Source organism: Alloscardovia macacae (assembly GCF_002259705.1).
GTDB lineage: Bacteria > Actinomycetota > Actinomycetes > Actinomycetales > Bifidobacteriaceae > Alloscardovia > Alloscardovia macacae.
In genome coordinates this window covers 13,883-30,301 of record NZ_MWWT01000005.1, presented here as the reverse complement: position 1 = coordinate 30,301, position 16,419 = coordinate 13,883, and the positions used below count along the sequence as shown (strand labels likewise).

Below are 16,419 nucleotides of genomic sequence, written 5' to 3'. Positions count from 1 at the left end.
GTCAATTTTTCCTTAGTTTCAGACTGGCCCTATTCGAACGTTTGTTCGAGGCTGTCGTGTATACTAGTCTCATGAGTACTGGACCGAGAAATGCTGCAGTAAAGAAGGACTGGGGACATGACGTCTCCGGGTGCACCATACTGCATATAGACATGGATGCGTTTTACGCGTCCTGTGAGGTTCAGCGACGCCCCGAGCTGGCTGGACTGCCCGTCATCATCGGCACAGGCACGCGCTCTGTCGTCTCTGCGGCGAACTATGAAGCACGCACGTATGGCGTGAACTCTGCCATGCCTGTGTCGAGAGCGCGGCGCCTGTGCCCCCAGGGCGTGTTTCTGCCGGTGGACATGGAGTACTACCATGCCATCTCTGCGCGCGTCTTCGCCATCTTTGAAGAAGTGACAGACCAGATAGAACACGTGAGCGTGGACGAATGCTACATGGATGTACGTGCTGCTCTGCACTTATGGAAGTCTCCCGTGGCCATAGCACACTGGATACGCCACACTGTGTACGAGCGTCTCGGGCTGACATGCTCTGTGGGCATCGCAGCGAATAAACTCGTAGCGAAGCTCGCATCGACGAACGCTAAGCCGGACGGTATGCTCCTCATTCCTGCAGCGCGGCATGAAGAGTTCGTCCATATGATGCCCGTGCGTGCCATCCCGGGCGTAGGTCCGGCTACTCAGCGCGCTCTGGATTCATATGGGATCTCGTACGTCTCCCAGCTGGCTGAGCTGGATGAGGCTGCCGTGATACGGGCTGTAGGATCCTCTATATCCGGACACACACTGTTTCTCGCCTCTCATGGTCTCGACGAGCGGCCCGTCGTCGTCCACGCTCCAGAAAAGTCCATAGGCTTCGAGCGGACATTTTCGGAAGATACCCGCAGTGCTCGGGCTGTTCTGGATCTGCTACGCGTATGCTGTGACGAGACAGCATCCACTCTGCGTGCGCGCCATCTTCTCGCACGCACTGTCACACTGAAGCTCCGTTACGCGAATCTCGCTCACGTGAGTCGCTCGTATACCATGAGTGTGCCCACACAGTCTGCTGCCGTACTGTTTAGCGAAGTGAAGAGACTGCTCTGCGCTCTTCTTCCTCGCGCGTCTGAGGATGAGCCGCTAGGACAGTTCATTCGCTTAGCAGGTATCACTACATCGAATCTCAGCGATGCGCAGACCACGAGCATCCAGGAGACTTTCGACCTCGACTTTGACGCACCTGCAGACATGGAGAGCTCACCCGCAGCTCAGAGCAGCATACATGAGAAGAGTAAGAAGACGCAGAGTACAGAAAAAGCGCTGGACGTCATACGCCAGCGCTTCGGAAAAGACTCTGTGAAGTTCGGGATCTCGTAGCAGGTGGGCTCTCTTCGGCGAGCTCTCCTGCTCTACTGCTCTTCTACTCTACTGCTGAGCGAACCATGCGGCATTCACATCTGCAGGAAGTTTCGCTACATCCTCATGGTCGTGGTCTATAGGCCCAGCGCTCATAGCTCCACCGAAGTCTCCCACTTCTGCGAAGTAATCATCCGCTACAGCCTTATACCATGCCCAGTCCTCAGGAAGATCATCTTCGTAGAAGATAGCTTCCGTAGGGCATACTGGCTCGCACGCTCCACAGTCCACACACTCATTCGGATTAATGTACAGTGTGCGAGGGCCTTCATAGATGCAGTCCACAGGGCACTCATCCACGCAGGCCTTATCCTTCACATCTACACATGGTTCAGCGATTACATACGTCATGCTCTCTACTATACTCTTTCTCTCTGTACTTGAGGGACGTGCGCGTCTGGATACGCCCCTCAGTCTTTCAGGCTCTTACAGCTCCACGCCTATGAAGACTGGCTCCGGCACGAGAGTGACACCATAGGTGTTCCGTACACCCTCGCGGATAGTGCGTGCGAGCTGAAGAATATCGCTTGTCTGCGCTCCCCCGCGGTTTGTCAGAGCAAGCGTATGCTTCGTAGACAGTCCTGCCGTACTATCTTCAGCCACCTTATATCCTGCCTTAAAACCAGCATGATCGATAAGCCATGCTGCAGAGGTCTTTACTACGTCTCGACCCTGCTCATCTACTGCTGGGAAGCGTGGAGCATCTGCTGGAAGCTTATCCGCCTCATCCTGGCTCAGGAGCGGATTCATGAAGAAGGAGCCACAGCTGTACTTATTTCGGTCTTCAGGACTGCTTTCAGGACTGCCTTCAGGCCCCTCGTCGAGCGCAGTACCTGGAGCAGACTCTACAGTCCCCACCATCCATGGATTCTCATAGCGGTGAACATCCTCGAGCATGCCCTTTGCATCACGAATCTGAAGCACAGCATCACGAATATGCTGAATGCTGAAGGACTCACCTACGTTCACTCCGAGCGCACGAGCCAGCTGCTCCATGCCCACAGCATTCGTCTGCGCATGTAGCAGAGTAAACGTCACTTCGAGAACGATATAGCGTGGGCTCGGGTAGAACTGCGTAGGAGCTGTATGGGGACCATGCTCATACATGGTAGCCTTCAGAAGCGAGTGCCTATATCCGAAGTCCATATCCTCGCGGGAGAACGTCTTTACAGCCTTCTCCTCGCGGTCCCACACTTCCACCGCAGTGACCACGCTAGCCACTTCCTGGCCATACGCGCCGATATTCTGAACCACCGACGCTCCTACAGTTCCAGGAATACCAGAGAGCGCTTCCACCCCTGCCAGCCCCATGCGCACGCAGTACGAGACGAAATCATCCCAGTGTACTCCCGCTGTAGCACTCACTGTCGTCGTATGCGGCGCTCCCTCTTCTACAGGAGCCGCTTCGTCCAGGACGGAAATCTGGCGTCGCTTATCGCGCACTACCACACCGTCGAAATCCTCATCCGAGACAAGCATATTCGATCCGCCACCTATCACGCACAGCTTCTTCCCCATCACATCGGCCATAATAATGGCCTCGAGGAAGCTAGCACGCGAGTCTGGCTCCACAAACTCAGAAATCCGCCCTCCCACTTCCATAGTGGTGACGTCTGCAAAACGTGGCATATCTCGTGGTGTATCTGAAGTATTCATAATCTCTAGTCTACTGGTTTTCAGGTATAAAAAAACCCGGCTGAGCCGGGCTTCTTTTATCACGTCTACTAGCGAGTCTCGCGGTGGAGAGTCTTACGACCATCACGTGGGCAGAACTTCATGAGTTCCAGACGATCTGGTGTGTTACGACGGTTCTTCGTCGTCTGGTAGTTACGTTCCTTGCATTCGGTGCACGCCAGCGTAATGCCAGGACGAATATCGGCGCTTTTTGCCATTGTTCACCTTTCCTAAACTTTCTTCGACCATACGGTCTTGTAGCGAGAGAGAGACTCGAACTCTCGACCTTACGATTATGAGTCGTACGCTCTGGCCAGCTGAGCTATCCCGCTAGGAGAGCCTCGAGCGAGAATCGGACTCGCGACCTCTTCCTTACCAAGGAAGTGCTCTACCACTGAGCTATCGAGGCGTGGCGGATAGTGGATTCGAACCACTGAAGGCGAAGCCGGCGGATTTACAGTCCGCTCCCTTTGACCGCTTGGGAAATCCGCCAGGGTTTCCTAATCATGTCGATTTGGCAACTTGAATAGTATGGCACATATTTTTACCCGATGCAAGCACAGCGTGTCGCACCTGTTTCTGCGCCAGAAAGCAAGCAGGGGCGTCGCCTGCACATCCTGCACGCGACGCCCCCTGTGCTAGTGAGACTAGTGAGCCTTCAGACTAGAAGTCCCAGTCGTCGTCATCGGTCTCCACAGCCTTACCCATTACATACGACGAGCCAGAGCCAGAGAAGAAGTCATGGTTCTCATCCGCATTCGGGCTCAGGGAGGCGATGATCGCTGGATTCACATCCGTAGCATCTGCTGGGAAGAGCGCTGGATAACCGAGGTTCATAAGAGCCTTATTCGCATTATAACGCAGGAACTTTTCCACATCTTCCACGAGGCCCACACCCGAGTACAGAGACTCCGTGTATTCCGCTTCGTTATCATACAGCTCGTTCAGAAGGTCATAGGTGTACTCTTCGAGCTCAGCACGCTTTTCTTCGCTGACCATCTCGAGACCCTTCTGGTACTTATACCCGATGTAGTATCCGTGCACTGCTTCATCACGAATAATCAGACGAATAACGTCTGCCGTATTCGTCAGCTTCGCATGGCTGGAGAAGTACATAGGCAGGTAGAAGCCCGAGTAGAAGAGGAAGGACTCCAGCAGAGTGGATGCTACCTTACGCTTCAGAGGGTCATCACCTTCGTAGTAGTCCAGGACTATGGACGCCTTCTTCTGCAGATACTCATTCTCCTCAGACCAGGCGAACGCTTCATCGATCTGCTTCGTGCTCGCCAGAGTGGAGAAGATGGACGAGTAGCTCTTCGCATGCACAGACTCCATGAAGGAGATGTTCGTGTACACTGCCTCCTCGTGCGGCGTGAGCGCATCTGGAATGAGCGATACAGCACCTACAGTGCCCTGAATAGTATCCAGAAGAGTCAGACCAGTGAAGACACGCATGGTGAGCGTATGTTCTTCTTCGGTCATCGAGTTCCAGGATGGAAGGTCATTCGAGATAGGCACCTTCTCAGGAAGCCAGAAGTTTCCCGTGAGACGGTCCCAGACCTCGAGGTCCTTATCATCTTCGAGGCGGTTCCAGTTAATAGCGCTGACGCGGTCGATGAGCTTCAGCGGCTTACGCGGAACGGATATAGGTACAGTAACCATGTCCTTCTCTTTCTGTGTGCCTCCCGTCTGAGGTAGAGACGGGAGGATGTCGTGGATGAATTGGCCTACATAGCAGGAAAAGCGAAAAGCTTACAGCATGCAGGATACGCAGCCTTCTACTTCCGTGCCTTCCAGAGCAGCCTGGCGGATGCGGATGTAGTACAGCGTCTTAATGCCCTTACGCCATGCGTAAATCTGCGCCTTATTCACGTCACGCGTGGTAGCCGTATCCGGGAAGAAGAGGGTCAGAGACAGACCCTGATCCACGTGCTGAGTAGCCTCAGCATACGTGTCGATGATCTTCTCCCAGCCTATCTCATACGCATCATCATAGTACTCGAGGTTATCATTCGTCATGTATGGCGCTGGATAGTACACGCGGCCCAGCTTACCTTCCTTACGAATCTCTATCTTCGAAGCGAGCGGATGAATGGAGCTCGTCGAGTGATTAATGTACGAGATGGAGCCAGTCGGTGGCACAGCCTGCAGGTTCTGGTTATAGATGCCGTCACGCAGAATGCCGTCACGCAGCTCTTCCCAGTCTGCCACGGTAGGAATGTGAATGCCGAAGCGCTCGAAGAGGTCCTTCACCTTCTTAGTCTTCGGCTCGAGCGAGCGCGAACCATCCGTGTACTTGTCGAAGTAGTTCCCCTGACCAGCTGGCTTCGCATACGCCGAGGTGGCGAAGCTCTTAAATGCCTGGCCGCGTTCCACAGCTATCTGGTGGCTCGCCTTATATGCATGGTAGGCCACGGTCATGAAGTACATATCCGTGAAGTCCAGTGCTTCTGGGGAACCATAGAACATCTCTTCGCGTGCCAGGAAGCCGTGCAGATTCATCTGGCCGAGGCCGATGGCATGACCTTCATCGTTACCACGCTTAATAGATGGAACAGACTCGATGCTCGTGTGGTCTGCCACAGACGTGAGCGCGTAGATAGCACGCTCCACCGTGTCTCCCAGTCCTCCATCCATAGCCTTCGCGATGTTCAGCGAACCGAGGTTACAGGAGATGTCACGACCTACATACGAGAAGGTGAGGTCTTCGTTCAGCGCGCTCGGCTCCTGCACCTGGAGAATCTCCGAGCACAGGTTCGACATAATGACGCGCCCCTCGATAGGGTTCGCCTTATTCACAGTATCTTCGAAGACGATGTACGGGTAGCCGGACTCGAACTGAATCTCTGCTATGGTACGGAAGAAGTCACGCGGATTAATGTACGTCTTCTTAATGCGTGGGTTCTTCACCATGTCATAATAGTTCTCAGTGATAGGCACATCTGCGAATGGCTTACCGTACTCACGCTCCACATCATATGGGCTGAACAGAGCCATAGGCTCCTTCTTCTTCGACAGCTCGAAGGTGATGTCTGGAATGACCACACCCAGAGACAGCGTCTTAATACGAATCTTCTCATCTGCATTCTCACGCTTCGTATCCAGGAAGGTGAGGATGTCTGGATGGTGTGCGCTGAGGTAGACAGCACCTGCGCCCTGACGCGCGCCGAGCTGATTCGCATAGGAGAAGGAATCCTCAAGCAGCTTCATAACTGGAACCACGCCCGACGACTGGTTTTCGATGTGCTTAATAGGTGCACCCTGCTCGCGCAGATTCGACAGAAGCAGTGCCACGCCACCGCCGCGCTTCGAGAGCTGCAGAGATGCGTTAATAGCGCGAGAGATGGACTCCATATTATCCTCGATGCGCACGAGGAAGCAGGACACAGGCTCACCGCGCTGCGCCTTACCGAGGTTCAGGAAGGTAGGAGTAGCTGGCTGGAAGCGACCGGTAATAATCTCTTCGACGAACTCCATGGCCTTCGTCTCATCGCCCGCAGCGAGCTCGAGTGCCACAGCTACCGTGCGCTGCTGGAAGTTCTCGAGGTACTGCTTTCCATCAAAGCTCTTCAAAGCATACGAGGAGTAGAACTTAAAGGCGCCGAGGAAGGTCTCGAACTCGAAATCAAACGAGTCTGCATAGGCATAAATCTTTTCCAGGAATTCTGGAGTATAGGCATCAAAAACGGCCTTGTTATAATACAGGTGCTCGAACAGATAGTTCAGACGCTCCTGTACCGAGCTAAAGCTCATGGTCTTTTCTGCCACTTCGCCCTTCACGAAGAGGTCAGCTGCTGCCTTATCCTTATCAAACTGAATCTGATGGTTCTCATCATACAGATTCAGCATCGCGTTCAGTGCATGATAATCCTGTGAGGCATCATATACGGCTGTGTCTGCCATGTAAGTTCTCCTGCTTTCCCCGGATATATCCGTAAAATTAACTTTCCTAAGTTTACTCTAATGGTCTTACTTCTTCAGCTTTTCAGCTCTGCGCTGTGTTTGCTTGAGCAGTCTTTCGGCGTGTGAAGAAATCCACCACACCGCGTGTCACTTTTTCGCGGTCCTGCTGCGTGCCCATGAGCTCGAAGTAATACATGAAGGGCACTTTACATTTCGCCGAAATCATATCTCCTGCAGCACAGAACGCCTCGCCGAAGTTCGTGTTCCCGCTGGCTATGACGCCCTGAATACCCGCTCGGTTCGCTGGGTCGTTCAGGAACTTCTTAACCTGAACAGGGACTGCTTTTTTCGGATTCCCGCCACCGTACGTCGGCACGACGAGGATATACGGTTCGTCCACGTTCAGCGCTGGCTCTTTCGGGCGCAGAGGGATGCGGTAGACGTTTATGCCCTGCTTTTCCAGATGGCAATTTTTAATAAAACGCGACGTGTTCTCTGACGCAGACGAGAAATACACGACTGCGCCGAGGACAGCGCCACCTTCTTCAGCCTCCGCTGGAATCTCCGGAGCACTCAGCTCGCGTTCTCGCTGAGTGTCCTGCGTGTCCATATCACTCATACTATGCTCCTCATATCCCTACGTCATTTACCGCATATATAACTATATATGCTCCATATAACTTTTTAAGGTACGAGATGTAGTGATTTTCTCGGGTCTAGGCGTGTCGAGCCTAAATGCTTACTTCCTTCGGCGTTTCGTCATCTGAGGCGAAAATAATGTCCAGTGGGCATAAAAAATCTCTGGAGGTATGACCGTCGTCATGCCTCCAGAGATAGAGCTGTGATGGCGCTATACTGAGCCTTAGTTCAGGATAGCGAGGATGTCACGAGCGCCGAGGATGAGGTAATCTTCACCCTGGTAGGATACTTCCGTTCCACCGTACTTCGAGTAGAGAACCTTATCTCCTACCTTTACATCCATCTCAATGCGCTCACCAGCGTCATTACGGCGACCTGGTCCCACTGCGAGTACTTCACCCTGCTGTGGCTTTTCCTTCGCGCTGTCTGGGATGACGAGGCCAGAAGCGGTCGTGGTCTCAGCAGCAGCCTGCTTGAGGATAATCTTATCCTCCAAAGGTGTGAGTGCAAATGCCATTGCTTCTCCTTTCCATAATTTCCTATTCATGCTTAAATCTAGCACTAACCATGCAAAACTTGCTAACGCATGGCGCAACTTTTTAACTTTTTTCCTCTGAGCGCACTCGTTCTACGCGTCGACAAGCTCATCGACCTGAGCCTCAGCATCCGCATCGCTCTTCGGAATACGCACCTCATAACTCGGCGGGACAGCCACGGAGACTTGCTTCACCGACTGAATAGCGCGGCTGCGAACCTCGTCGTCGGTGCTCGATTCCGCAGGAAGACGGCGGAATTGGACAGTTTGCGTATCATCTATAGCGAAAAGCGACTCTCCACTACCCTGCTCAGCCTCCACCCGAAGGCGAGAAGAAGCAAGCTGAGCATTAAAACTCGTCACACCTGCACGCGATACCATACTCTGGCGAGCACGATATGCTTTCAGCTCCCTCTCCCACTGACGTACACGCGCACTGTATACCGCACCCTGTAGCAAGATAAGAACGCACAGAACTAACGGAATACTCATAAACCAGAAGCTGAAGTGGAACACAGCAGCACAGCCAGCAGTAACTCCAGCGGCAAGCAGCAGAGCTATGCATAATGCACGACGCCTGCGTGCACCCGCACGGCGTGTCGCTCGCATATGCTGGACGTTCCGATGGCTAAAACGCTGGGCATTACGGCGTGCCACTCGCTCGCGCTCACGGCGAGTCTTTCTATGAACATCGCGTGTCGCTTCTGACTCATCCTCGACGATATGCAGCGATGTCGAGTACCTGTCTTCATGATGACGAGTCGCATTCCACTGGCTCAGCAGAGTAGCACACGGAACGACACCCACCAAAACGATAAGAACGAGCGTACCGATTACTATGCCACTAAGCGACTGAACATCCATAATCATTAAGGATAATTCACGACACTGAAAAGACCCGTCGAAAACTTCACGGCGTGTCGCGAAAAGAAGCGCAGCACATGGTCATGTGAAAATGTCAGCGCGGCCACTAGTATGGACACAGCAGAAATACTACGTGTTTTCAGGCGTGCTCCATGGTTCCTACCCCTAGCACGCTCAGCTCACTCAGCACATAAAACGCGCATACACGTATATCATTACTGAAATAGGAGCACACATGCCTACGTACCATTACCGCTGTAAGAACTGCGGTTACGATTTTACCCGAGTGCAGTCGTTCTCCGATGCAGCTATCACCACATGCCCGAACTGTCATGAAGAGCAGGTACACAAAGTGTACTCCGTGGCTGGTGTGACATTTAAGGGATCCGGTTTTTACCACACGGACAGTGGTTCGGGAGCATCGCACTCGTAAGGCGCGCGTCACAGGCACATCAGCCGTCTGGGGCGTACGTCGGGAGTACGCCGGGGTTACGTCATGCGTCACGCTTCATGCGAGTCGCGCACACACCATCTCATCCTGAGCGCAGATATAAGAAGGCAGGTATACCCTGCCTTCTTTGCCTATAATCCTATAATCGTATAATCTATAATCTGCGAGCTTCTGGCTCCTCCTTACTCGCCATTCTTCGAAAACTTTCCGTCAAAAACTTTCCGTCAAAAACTTTCCGTTCACGAGCGCACGAGTGCGCAGACTCGCAGATGGAGCTTCCTATCATTTCTTCGCATCGATGTGGATAACCTGCTTTTCTCTCTTTTCATCCGGGCGTTTTTCCACATCTGATAACATATCCTCCTCACGCTTTACAGAGGAAAAAAGACGTGCTTGGATACGAGATATGAGTATAGTTTATCCTTCTTCAGAGTTTGAGAGTGTACACGCACGAGGCACAGCCGCAGAGACTACGAGCATGGCGTTTACTCGTGGGACCGTCCGCACTCCTTCATCGCAGACTATGCCCACTTCCATGCCTTCGAGAACGCAGAAAAATCGTGGAGCACACCGCTCTTCCCCACTGCCTGTGCACAGTAGCAGCTCTCACGCGCGCCGTCACCCTCATGCAGACAGTAACCGCATAGAGCGTTCAGAGCGGGTATCCCGGATAAATAGAGCAGACCGAGCAGCCTTCTCACCCCGTTCACCGTACAGAACTCGTGTGCCTCGCACGAATCGCTCTACCAGGCCAGCTCATCAGAACGTGACGCCGAGCGCTCTATCTCTATGGGCTTACCGCATGTTCTTTTCTACTGCAGCGAAACGTCGCCGTTTTCATGGCATATTCATGGCGCTCATTCTCTTCAGCTTCTGCATAGGAGGACTATTCGTGCTCTGTCGCTCTGTTCAGCCGGCGCAGAGTCACGTCGCAGTCTCTTTGACACGCACCATAGTACGGGGAAACGCTCTCACAGAAAATGACGTAGCATATCAGCGCATTCCTGCAAGTATGGCATCGTTATCCTTCGTTACAGCTAAGGAAGACGTCATAGGAAAGATAAGCCCCGTTACTCTGCATGAAGGAACACTTATCCCCCAGGATGTATTCACAGATGTTCCCCAGGTGCCGGAAGGATACACGACTATAGATGTGATACTCGGCAGTTCCATCAGGCAGCTGAGTATAGGAGATGCCGTCTCTCTCATAGCAGATGAGTCTGTCCTATCTCATTCAGCTCGAGTCCTTCACCTTCCTGCTGAAGACTCACAGCATCGTCAGCTCTGGGAAACAGATAGTTCTGCACGTTCTCCTGTTACTCTCGCACTTCCAGTGGATGATGCCATAAAGGTGCTCACAGTACAGGCAGGCTCGCCCATTATAGCGGTGAGTATGCCACAGAGCGGTCCTCCACCAGATTCATCCACACACGAGGCATCCGCAACGGACGAAAGTGGCTCTCCAGACTAACAGGTTCCGTCTCGAGAGCCAGATTTGTGGTGACACGCAGACACTTAGGGGACCCACTTTTAGGGCAGCCACGCGTGGAGGGCCAGACGCGTGGAAGACTGCACACGTGGGGGCCCCACGCGTGGAGTCACTTTTACTGTCGTTCGTTAAAGACAGCAAAATGCGGCGGAAGTTCGCTAAGGATACGCTGGTCATCCTCAGCACTCTTCTGCCCTTGAGTAAGAACGTCTGACGGCTCGAGTTTTACCCCATCCGCATCAAACCATTCTGTCCCCTCGCGCTGTACACGCTTCGGCGGCCTGCTCGCTTTACCCAGCACAGGCGCAGAAGCATGCACAGCCCCACGCACAGACCCCTGTGTAGCCCCGGCCACAGGCATAGTGACAGACGCATCTTCTGCCATACTATCCATCGTTCGCTCTCCTAGTCCTGAGCCTGCTGGGGGCCCTGAGCCTGCTGTGGGCCCTGAGCTTGCTGGGAACCCTGGGCTTCGAGAGATTCCCGGACTTGCGTCCCACCCTGCGCCTTAGTGAGCAGAGTATCCGTACCCTGTACCTGATGAGTCTGGTCGTCCTTCAGACGTGTGAGGTAGGCCACGATGCGGTCCACCTCCTTTTCCGGATTCACGAATGCTGCTACGGACCACACGTACATCACCGTCCAGCCGAGAACCTGCAGGTCTTCTACGGCGAAGCGGTGACGCTGACGAGTGGAGGCTATGCTCATGAAGTTTTTATCATCCGTACACACTGCGAGCATGTACGGCTGGTGTGGCAGCCCCACGGCCAGTGGGATTTGCTGGCCGTTTTCGAAGCCGTAGTTTACCGCCACGTTCAGCCCACGCGAGCGCATACGCGCTGCCAGATCATTCAGCAGAATATCGCTATCCTGAGGATGCTCCTTCGCCACTGCAGCAGAGCCTTCGAGGTGAGCCGCCCAGCTCAGTAGCTGCTTGAGCAGCTGCGGACCACGCTGGTGAAGGCGCTCATCTTCCATATCCTCCGCCGTGAAGGAGGAAACGATGTCCAGCTTCGCGTGCGCGAGCGCGAGTGCGTCGAGCAGCATTCCTTCACCATCAGGATTCTCTATAGCTCCGAACTGCTGGATAAGACGCCCCTGCGTCGTCTTCGCATACCCTATGGTCAGGATAACATCAGTAGAATCCATGCCTGCCACATCCTGGATAGCGACGACGGCTACATGATGTAAGAACTTCATCAGCTGTGGGTCAGCCCCTGCCATCCTCTTCAGCTCTGCACCTACACGCTGGCGGTGTGTATCGTTCAGGCACACCACGGTAAGCTTATAACCGCGCGGTATGCGCCTGTGCCCCGCGTTCGCATGCCCCGCGTTCGCATGCCCCTCGTTCGCCTGACCAGAATTCGCCTGACCAGAGCCCGTCTGGTCAGCGTTCACCTGTCCGCGTCCCATCACTTCTGCGCAGCGCGCCGTAATGATGCCGCACACGCGCTCTATCTCCTGGCGGCTCGTCTCTACGAGTCCACTTCCAGCTGTCGCTACGCCATTTGCTGCGAAGGTAGTTAGCGTTACTGCATTATTCACCCGCGCTGGCGTCACTCCCAGTGGGAGCGTACCGAATCCTGCTTCGACCAGGAAGCTCGAAAGGCGAGAGTCGCGCTGGTTCAGACGAGGGGTGGCTTCCACACGTGGCAGATAGCTCATGAGAGTCTTCACCGATGGAGAAGATACTGTCTCTTCATGTGCCAGTACTACGGCTGTCTTTACGCGCGAGAGAATGCTGAGCAGCTCGAGCGGCTGGATATGAGCGCATGCATCGATGATGGCTATGTCCGCTAGCTGCGTTCCCGCCTGAGTCTCGGATGCCACAGCCACCGGCATGCCTACGATGATAGGCTTCGCAGCCTTGACTATGCTTGGATACATGGACGCAGCCGTACTGTAGTGCAGTGCTGGCTGGAGCGTGAGCGTCGAGTGCGCAGCATTCGCATCCTGCGAGTGTGCATACACTATCTCAGACAGGCGCTTCATAAGCTCTTCGCTGACGAGTGGGCCTATGGAGCGTACATGCTCGGTATCGATGTGGATGAAGCGTTCAGTGGCGGTAGAGAGCACTGATCCATCCTGATTCGAGATAATAGGAGACGACTTCACTATGCTTTCAAACACGGTGGTCCACCATGCCAGAGTCAGCTCATCTGGAGCCGCCTCTGGAGCTACTCGACGCGTTCGAAGATCCGCTATGAGCTCGTCGAGTCCAGCATTACTGAACTCTACTTCGAGGCTCGCCCGCTCTGGAAGGTCTTCGAGGGCTTTGCGGTCATTATAGAGTGCTCGCAGGCCTTTTTCGAGCTTTTCGAACTCCATACTGGACAGTTCCCCACCTAGTGGAGTGCGTTCGAGCACATGGGAGAGCGATGTGAGGTCGCGTTCCACCCCTTCCTGAGTTTCTATAATGTCATCGAGACGTGGTGGCAGTACTGGCCAGCCTCCGCGTGGGACGAATTCACGCCAGAGTTCTGCCTGGCGGCGCACGATGACGAGCGCATCATGCAGGCTCGCAGGCTGAGCACCAGCACGCAGCAGGCTCTTTGCTTCCTTAACATGACGGCGACGTTCCCAGAATCCCATGGAACTGTTACTTTCCTTACGGGTCTGCTTATCTGCAGTCGCTTCGATCATGGCATTAATATCACGCTCGAAGATGGCTGGCTGGAAGACATCCAGAACCTTACGCAAGTTCCTGAGCACATGCACCTGCTTGTTCCATTCGCGCGCACTCACTGGCACAGGGAAGCCGCAGGTCTGCGCAGTGGAGGTAATCTGCTGCGCTGTCGTAGGAAGTAAGGTATCGAGAAGACGCTCCACGCGCTGGTAAGCGCTCAGCGCTTCATCCCTCGTATACAGGGATGCTTTAAACCACGGCGTATCTGCTTCGGTTATGGTGTACTCACCGAGCTGACCTGCACGCACGAGCTTTTCACCCCACTGGGCTTCGTGTCCTTCCAAAGCTCGGACTATGTCTGGCGTCAGCCGCACGTGTGTGGATGGATGCGATGGCAGCGCAGAAATGCGCGCGAGGTTTTCTATGGTCTCATAGGCGCTCACATGCCACTGGTCATTTCTCCCGTGGAGGTCTTTCAGGTACTTCGTGAGTCGCCCGCGTACGCCCACGAGCTCGTCGGCCAGCTGGTTAAATGTGCTCTGCGCTGTTCCCGGATGGAAGCTTACTGCGGAGATGAGCTGACGGTCTATGGCCGTTCCGCCGTGTGCATCTGCGAGGTCTATGACGAATCCATCGAGGTGATGGTCGCGCATAGTCAGCAGGAAGTTTCGCTTCTGCTCGGATACTCCCGGAGCATAGAGAACGCTTTTCCCAGCGAGCGCGGCATGGGATGCTATGGCAGCTGCCTGGCGCACACTGTCGTAGGCTACAGGAAGATTCATGAACACGCTCGCGCCTTCGGTCACGGCGCGCGCGACGTAGCGGGTGACGTTATCCACATCTCCCACTTCTACCTCATCATGTGGGTCGCCGTCGAAAGCACGGTATTCTGGTAGCTTGGATGAATGCAGGCGCTCGCGTGCAGCACGCGCCACGTTCAAGCGCACCGTGGGGTCAGATTCCTCGGAAGGATCCATTTCGTCCGCGAAGACATCGATGAGGTCGTTACCCGTAGCCCCGGATTCGAGGGACGAGATGACATAGTCTGCGTCGGACAGCATGAGCGTAGACGAGCGTATGAAGCAACCGAGGATCATCGTGTTCTCTATGCTGAACTTTTCTATGCGCGTTCCCACGAGATTCTTCAGGTAGGAGAAGACGACAGCGCTTTCGAGGCTTACTCCGTCACTACTGGCTCGTGCCATGAGTTCTGGAACGTCTACATGCATTCCGAGGTCATGGAGCACGTTCACGAGAGATTCGTTTACCGTTCCTGGCCCCGTGATGCGGATGTCCGCGTGCGCTAGAGAGTCTACTTCTGTGGATTCTACGCGCACTGGGTAGAGGATAACGGGCATGAAGCGTCCTGGCCAGCTGGCTACGCCCACGCTCAAAGACAGATGGGCTGTGCCTTCGTTATGTTCTTTATTCGCTTTATCGTCGAGAACGCGTGCGAGCTTACGTTCGGTAGCTTTCAGCATTCCACTATCGCGGTAGAGCGAGTCGAGGTGCGCGTGTCCATTCGAGAGCAACTGCGCTATTCCAGATGGGTGTGCGGATGCGAGTTCGAGTCGCGCAGAGAGCTGATTAATGTCTTCTACTGGCGCTGTCCCATGGTTCGCACGGTATTCGCGGTACCACTTTTTAAGCGTTTCTACGGAGGACGTCGCTACACGCCCTGGCGTCTGGAGACTGTCTACTGGAACAGCATCTGCCCTGTTTTCAGAAGTTTGTGGAGTCGTGTCTGTCATTACTTGGTGCTCGCTTTCCACGTCGTGTAGCCGTCATTCGTCTCGAGTGCGCGGTTTATCTGCTCGTTATTCTGCGCGACGAGCCACGCGTACATGTCGTCATACAGGAATGGGTTCAGGCCCAGGAACGGTAGAAGTTCCGGAATCTGCGCGATGTCGAACTGCGCGTTAAAGTCGCGCGTGGTCTTCGCTTCCTCGCTCGTATGTCCGCCCGCTTCGATGATGTCCTCGTGGCGTTCGAACTCGCCGCGCGAGAGACGGTCGAAGACAGACCCCGCCTCGTAGACCGGCATGTATCCGGAGTCTTCCGTCAGCGGAGCTAGGCTCGTCGTGGCTGTCTCCGTATGCGTTTTTTCTGTCAATTTTTCCGCGTCCTGTGCCTTGAAAACGTCCGTTTCCGCGGTGACTGGTTCTTCTGCCTTAGGCTTCTGCATGGCGAACATGCTGGTAGGCTCCCCTGCTCGCAGGTCGAGGATATCATCCACCGACATATTCTGCGCTGGGGCATCGTCCGGAGCAGGCGACTTATAGTCGAAAAGGTTTACCACAGGAAGCTTCGTCTGAGAGTCTGCCGTGTCGTCGGAGAGGTCAGGCGAAGCGGCCAGGGAGAATTGGACATCGCCGAACTGACCAGCGATACTCTGCTCGAAAACGGTGTACGGATTCTCAGCCGGAACGCGCACGAGCTCACCACGCGCGTTCTGCACGTATGTGCCATTCGTGGACTGCGCGTCCTTCAGCGTGGCCTGGCCATCCGCAGAAACGCTCACCAGCGCGTGCGTCTTCGACATGGACTTCGTCTCATCCGGCACGTCCATACGCTCAGCACCTTCGGGAACGCTCACCGGACGCAGCGGCTTGCGACCCACGTACAGCTCACCCGGCGCCTTCACCGTATGCGTCTGCCCGTTTACCGTCACCACCCACTGGCTGGCACGAAATACAGTATCTCTCGCTGCATCACTCACTGTCGTATCCTTCACTAGAGTCCTCACCTCATACTTCATTCTGTCGTACTCGCACGGCTGTGGATAAGCCAGAATGAAGATATACTGATACCTATTGTACTGGGCAGGAGCACGACTTT

At 54.4% G+C, this 16,419-nt stretch carries 14 protein-coding genes and 3 tRNA genes; 3 read left to right on the top strand and 14 right to left on the bottom strand.

Annotated features, from left to right (window positions below):
- The first annotated feature begins 71 nt into the window (after nucleotides 1–71).
- Entirely contained in the window at nucleotides 72–1,361 is a 1,290-nt protein-coding gene (gene dinB, locus ALMA_RS02890) for a DNA polymerase IV (protein WP_094726309.1), read from the top strand.
- Between the two features lie 48 nt (nucleotides 1,362–1,409).
- On the opposite strand, the gene fdxA is transcribed toward dinB, so the two are convergent.
- The 11 genes from fdxA to ALMA_RS02835 form a co-directional block, all read right to left on the bottom strand.
- Entirely contained in the window at nucleotides 1,410–1,751 is a 342-nt protein-coding gene (gene fdxA, locus ALMA_RS02885) for a ferredoxin (RefSeq protein ID WP_086106557.1), read from the bottom strand.
- A gap of 75 nt (nucleotides 1,752–1,826) precedes the next feature.
- Nucleotides 1,827–3,029, bottom strand: a complete 1,203-nt coding sequence (locus ALMA_RS02880) for an FAD-binding protein (RefSeq protein ID WP_094726625.1) — start codon at nucleotides 3,027–3,029, stop codon at nucleotides 1,827–1,829.
- A 95-nt stretch (nucleotides 3,030–3,124) separates the two neighbouring features.
- On the bottom strand, nucleotides 3,125–3,292 hold the full coding sequence (rpmG, locus tag ALMA_RS02875; RefSeq protein ID WP_021618688.1) for a 50S ribosomal protein L33: 168 nt from the start codon (nucleotides 3,290–3,292) through the stop codon (nucleotides 3,125–3,127).
- A 40-nt stretch (nucleotides 3,293–3,332) separates the two neighbouring features.
- A tRNA-Met gene (locus ALMA_RS02870) sits at nucleotides 3,333–3,406 on the bottom strand.
- A gap of 5 nt (nucleotides 3,407–3,411) precedes the next feature.
- A tRNA-Thr gene (locus tag ALMA_RS02865) sits at nucleotides 3,412–3,483 on the bottom strand.
- 1 nt (nucleotide 3,484) lies between these two features.
- Nucleotides 3,485–3,566 (bottom strand) — tRNA-Tyr (locus ALMA_RS02860).
- Between the two features lie 171 nt (nucleotides 3,567–3,737).
- Nucleotides 3,738–4,736 (bottom strand): class 1b ribonucleoside-diphosphate reductase subunit beta, encoded by a 999-nt coding sequence (nrdF, locus tag ALMA_RS02855; protein ID WP_086106558.1) that lies wholly within the window; start codon nucleotides 4,734–4,736, stop codon nucleotides 3,738–3,740.
- A 90-nt stretch (nucleotides 4,737–4,826) separates the two neighbouring features.
- Nucleotides 4,827–6,977: a class 1b ribonucleoside-diphosphate reductase subunit alpha gene (nrdE, locus tag ALMA_RS02850; protein WP_094726308.1), complete on the bottom strand. Its 2,151-nt coding sequence runs from the start codon at nucleotides 6,975–6,977 to the stop codon at nucleotides 4,827–4,829.
- An 82-nt stretch (nucleotides 6,978–7,059) separates the two neighbouring features.
- Nucleotides 7,060–7,587 carry a class Ib ribonucleoside-diphosphate reductase assembly flavoprotein NrdI gene (nrdI, locus tag ALMA_RS02845; protein WP_094726624.1) on the bottom strand — a complete coding sequence of 176 codons (528 nt, stop codon included), beginning with the start codon at nucleotides 7,585–7,587 and terminating at the stop codon, nucleotides 7,060–7,062.
- A gap of 252 nt (nucleotides 7,588–7,839) precedes the next feature.
- Entirely contained in the window at nucleotides 7,840–8,133 is a 294-nt protein-coding gene (groES, locus tag ALMA_RS02840; RefSeq protein WP_086106560.1) for a co-chaperone GroES, read from the bottom strand.
- 111 nt (nucleotides 8,134–8,244) lie between these two features.
- A complete protein-coding gene (locus ALMA_RS02835) occupies nucleotides 8,245–9,021 on the bottom strand; it encodes a hypothetical protein (protein ID WP_094726307.1) in 777 nt (258 codons plus the stop codon).
- A 229-nt stretch (nucleotides 9,022–9,250) separates the two neighbouring features.
- Here ALMA_RS02835 and ALMA_RS02830 point away from each other — a divergent pair, with 229 nt between their 5' ends.
- Complete coding sequence (locus tag ALMA_RS02830) at nucleotides 9,251–9,448, top strand: FmdB family zinc ribbon protein (protein WP_086106562.1); 198 nt, start codon at nucleotides 9,251–9,253, stop codon at nucleotides 9,446–9,448.
- 316 nt (nucleotides 9,449–9,764) lie between these two features.
- Entirely contained in the window at nucleotides 9,765–10,937 is a 1,173-nt protein-coding gene (locus ALMA_RS08335) for an SAF domain-containing protein (RefSeq protein ID WP_338023185.1), read from the top strand.
- Between the two features lie 133 nt (nucleotides 10,938–11,070).
- Here ALMA_RS08335 and ALMA_RS02820 read toward each other — a convergent pair whose 3' ends face one another.
- Genes ALMA_RS02820 through ALMA_RS02805 form a run of 3 tightly spaced genes read right to left on the bottom strand, consistent with a single transcriptional unit; the run spans nucleotide 11,071 to nucleotide 16,315 of the window.
- Nucleotides 11,071–11,310, bottom strand: a complete 240-nt coding sequence (locus ALMA_RS02820; protein WP_377867157.1) for a BAG family molecular chaperone regulator 5 — start codon at nucleotides 11,308–11,310, stop codon at nucleotides 11,071–11,073.
- A 50-nt stretch (nucleotides 11,311–11,360) separates the two neighbouring features.
- On the bottom strand, nucleotides 11,361–15,332 hold the full coding sequence (locus tag ALMA_RS02810) for a helicase (RefSeq protein WP_244568844.1): 3,972 nt from the start codon (nucleotides 15,330–15,332) through the stop codon (nucleotides 11,361–11,363).
- Nucleotides 15,332–16,315, bottom strand: a complete 984-nt coding sequence (locus tag ALMA_RS02805) for an FHA domain-containing protein (RefSeq protein WP_158520635.1) — start codon at nucleotides 16,313–16,315, stop codon at nucleotides 15,332–15,334. Before ALMA_RS02805 ends, ALMA_RS02810 begins: the two co-directional genes overlap by 1 nt.
- Nucleotides 16,316–16,419 lie beyond the last annotated feature (104 nt).

Coding starts and splice junctions, on each gene's coding strand:
- dinB (WP_094726309.1), top strand. CDS start 72: ATGAGTACTGGACCGAGAAATGCTGCAGTAAAGAAGGACTGGGGACAT.
- fdxA (WP_086106557.1), bottom strand. CDS start 1,751: ATGACGTATGTAATCGCTGAACCATGTGTAGATGTGAAGGATAAGGCC.
- ALMA_RS02880 (WP_094726625.1), bottom strand. CDS start 3,029: ATGCCACGTTTTGCAGACGTCACCACTATGGAAGTGGGAGGGCGGATT.
- rpmG (WP_021618688.1), bottom strand. CDS start 3,292: ATGGCAAAAAGCGCCGATATTCGTCCTGGCATTACGCTGGCGTGCACC.
- nrdF (WP_086106558.1), bottom strand. CDS start 4,736: ATGGTTACTGTACCTATATCCGTTCCGCGTAAGCCGCTGAAGCTCATC.
- nrdE (WP_094726308.1), bottom strand. CDS start 6,977: ATGGCAGACACAGCCGTATATGATGCCTCACAGGATTATCATGCACTG.
- nrdI (WP_094726624.1), bottom strand. CDS start 7,587: ATGGACACGCAGGACACTCAGCGAGAACGCGAGCTGAGTGCTCCGGAG.
- groES (WP_086106560.1), bottom strand. CDS start 8,133: ATGGCATTTGCACTCACACCTTTGGAGGATAAGATTATCCTCAAGCAG.
- ALMA_RS02835 (WP_094726307.1), bottom strand. CDS start 9,021: ATGATTATGGATGTTCAGTCGCTTAGTGGCATAGTAATCGGTACGCTC.
- ALMA_RS02830 (WP_086106562.1), top strand. CDS start 9,251: ATGCCTACGTACCATTACCGCTGTAAGAACTGCGGTTACGATTTTACC.
- ALMA_RS08335 (WP_338023185.1), top strand. CDS start 9,765: ATGTGGATAACCTGCTTTTCTCTCTTTTCATCCGGGCGTTTTTCCACA.
- ALMA_RS02810 (WP_244568844.1), bottom strand. CDS start 15,332: ATGACAGACACGACTCCACAAACTTCTGAAAACAGGGCAGATGCTGTT.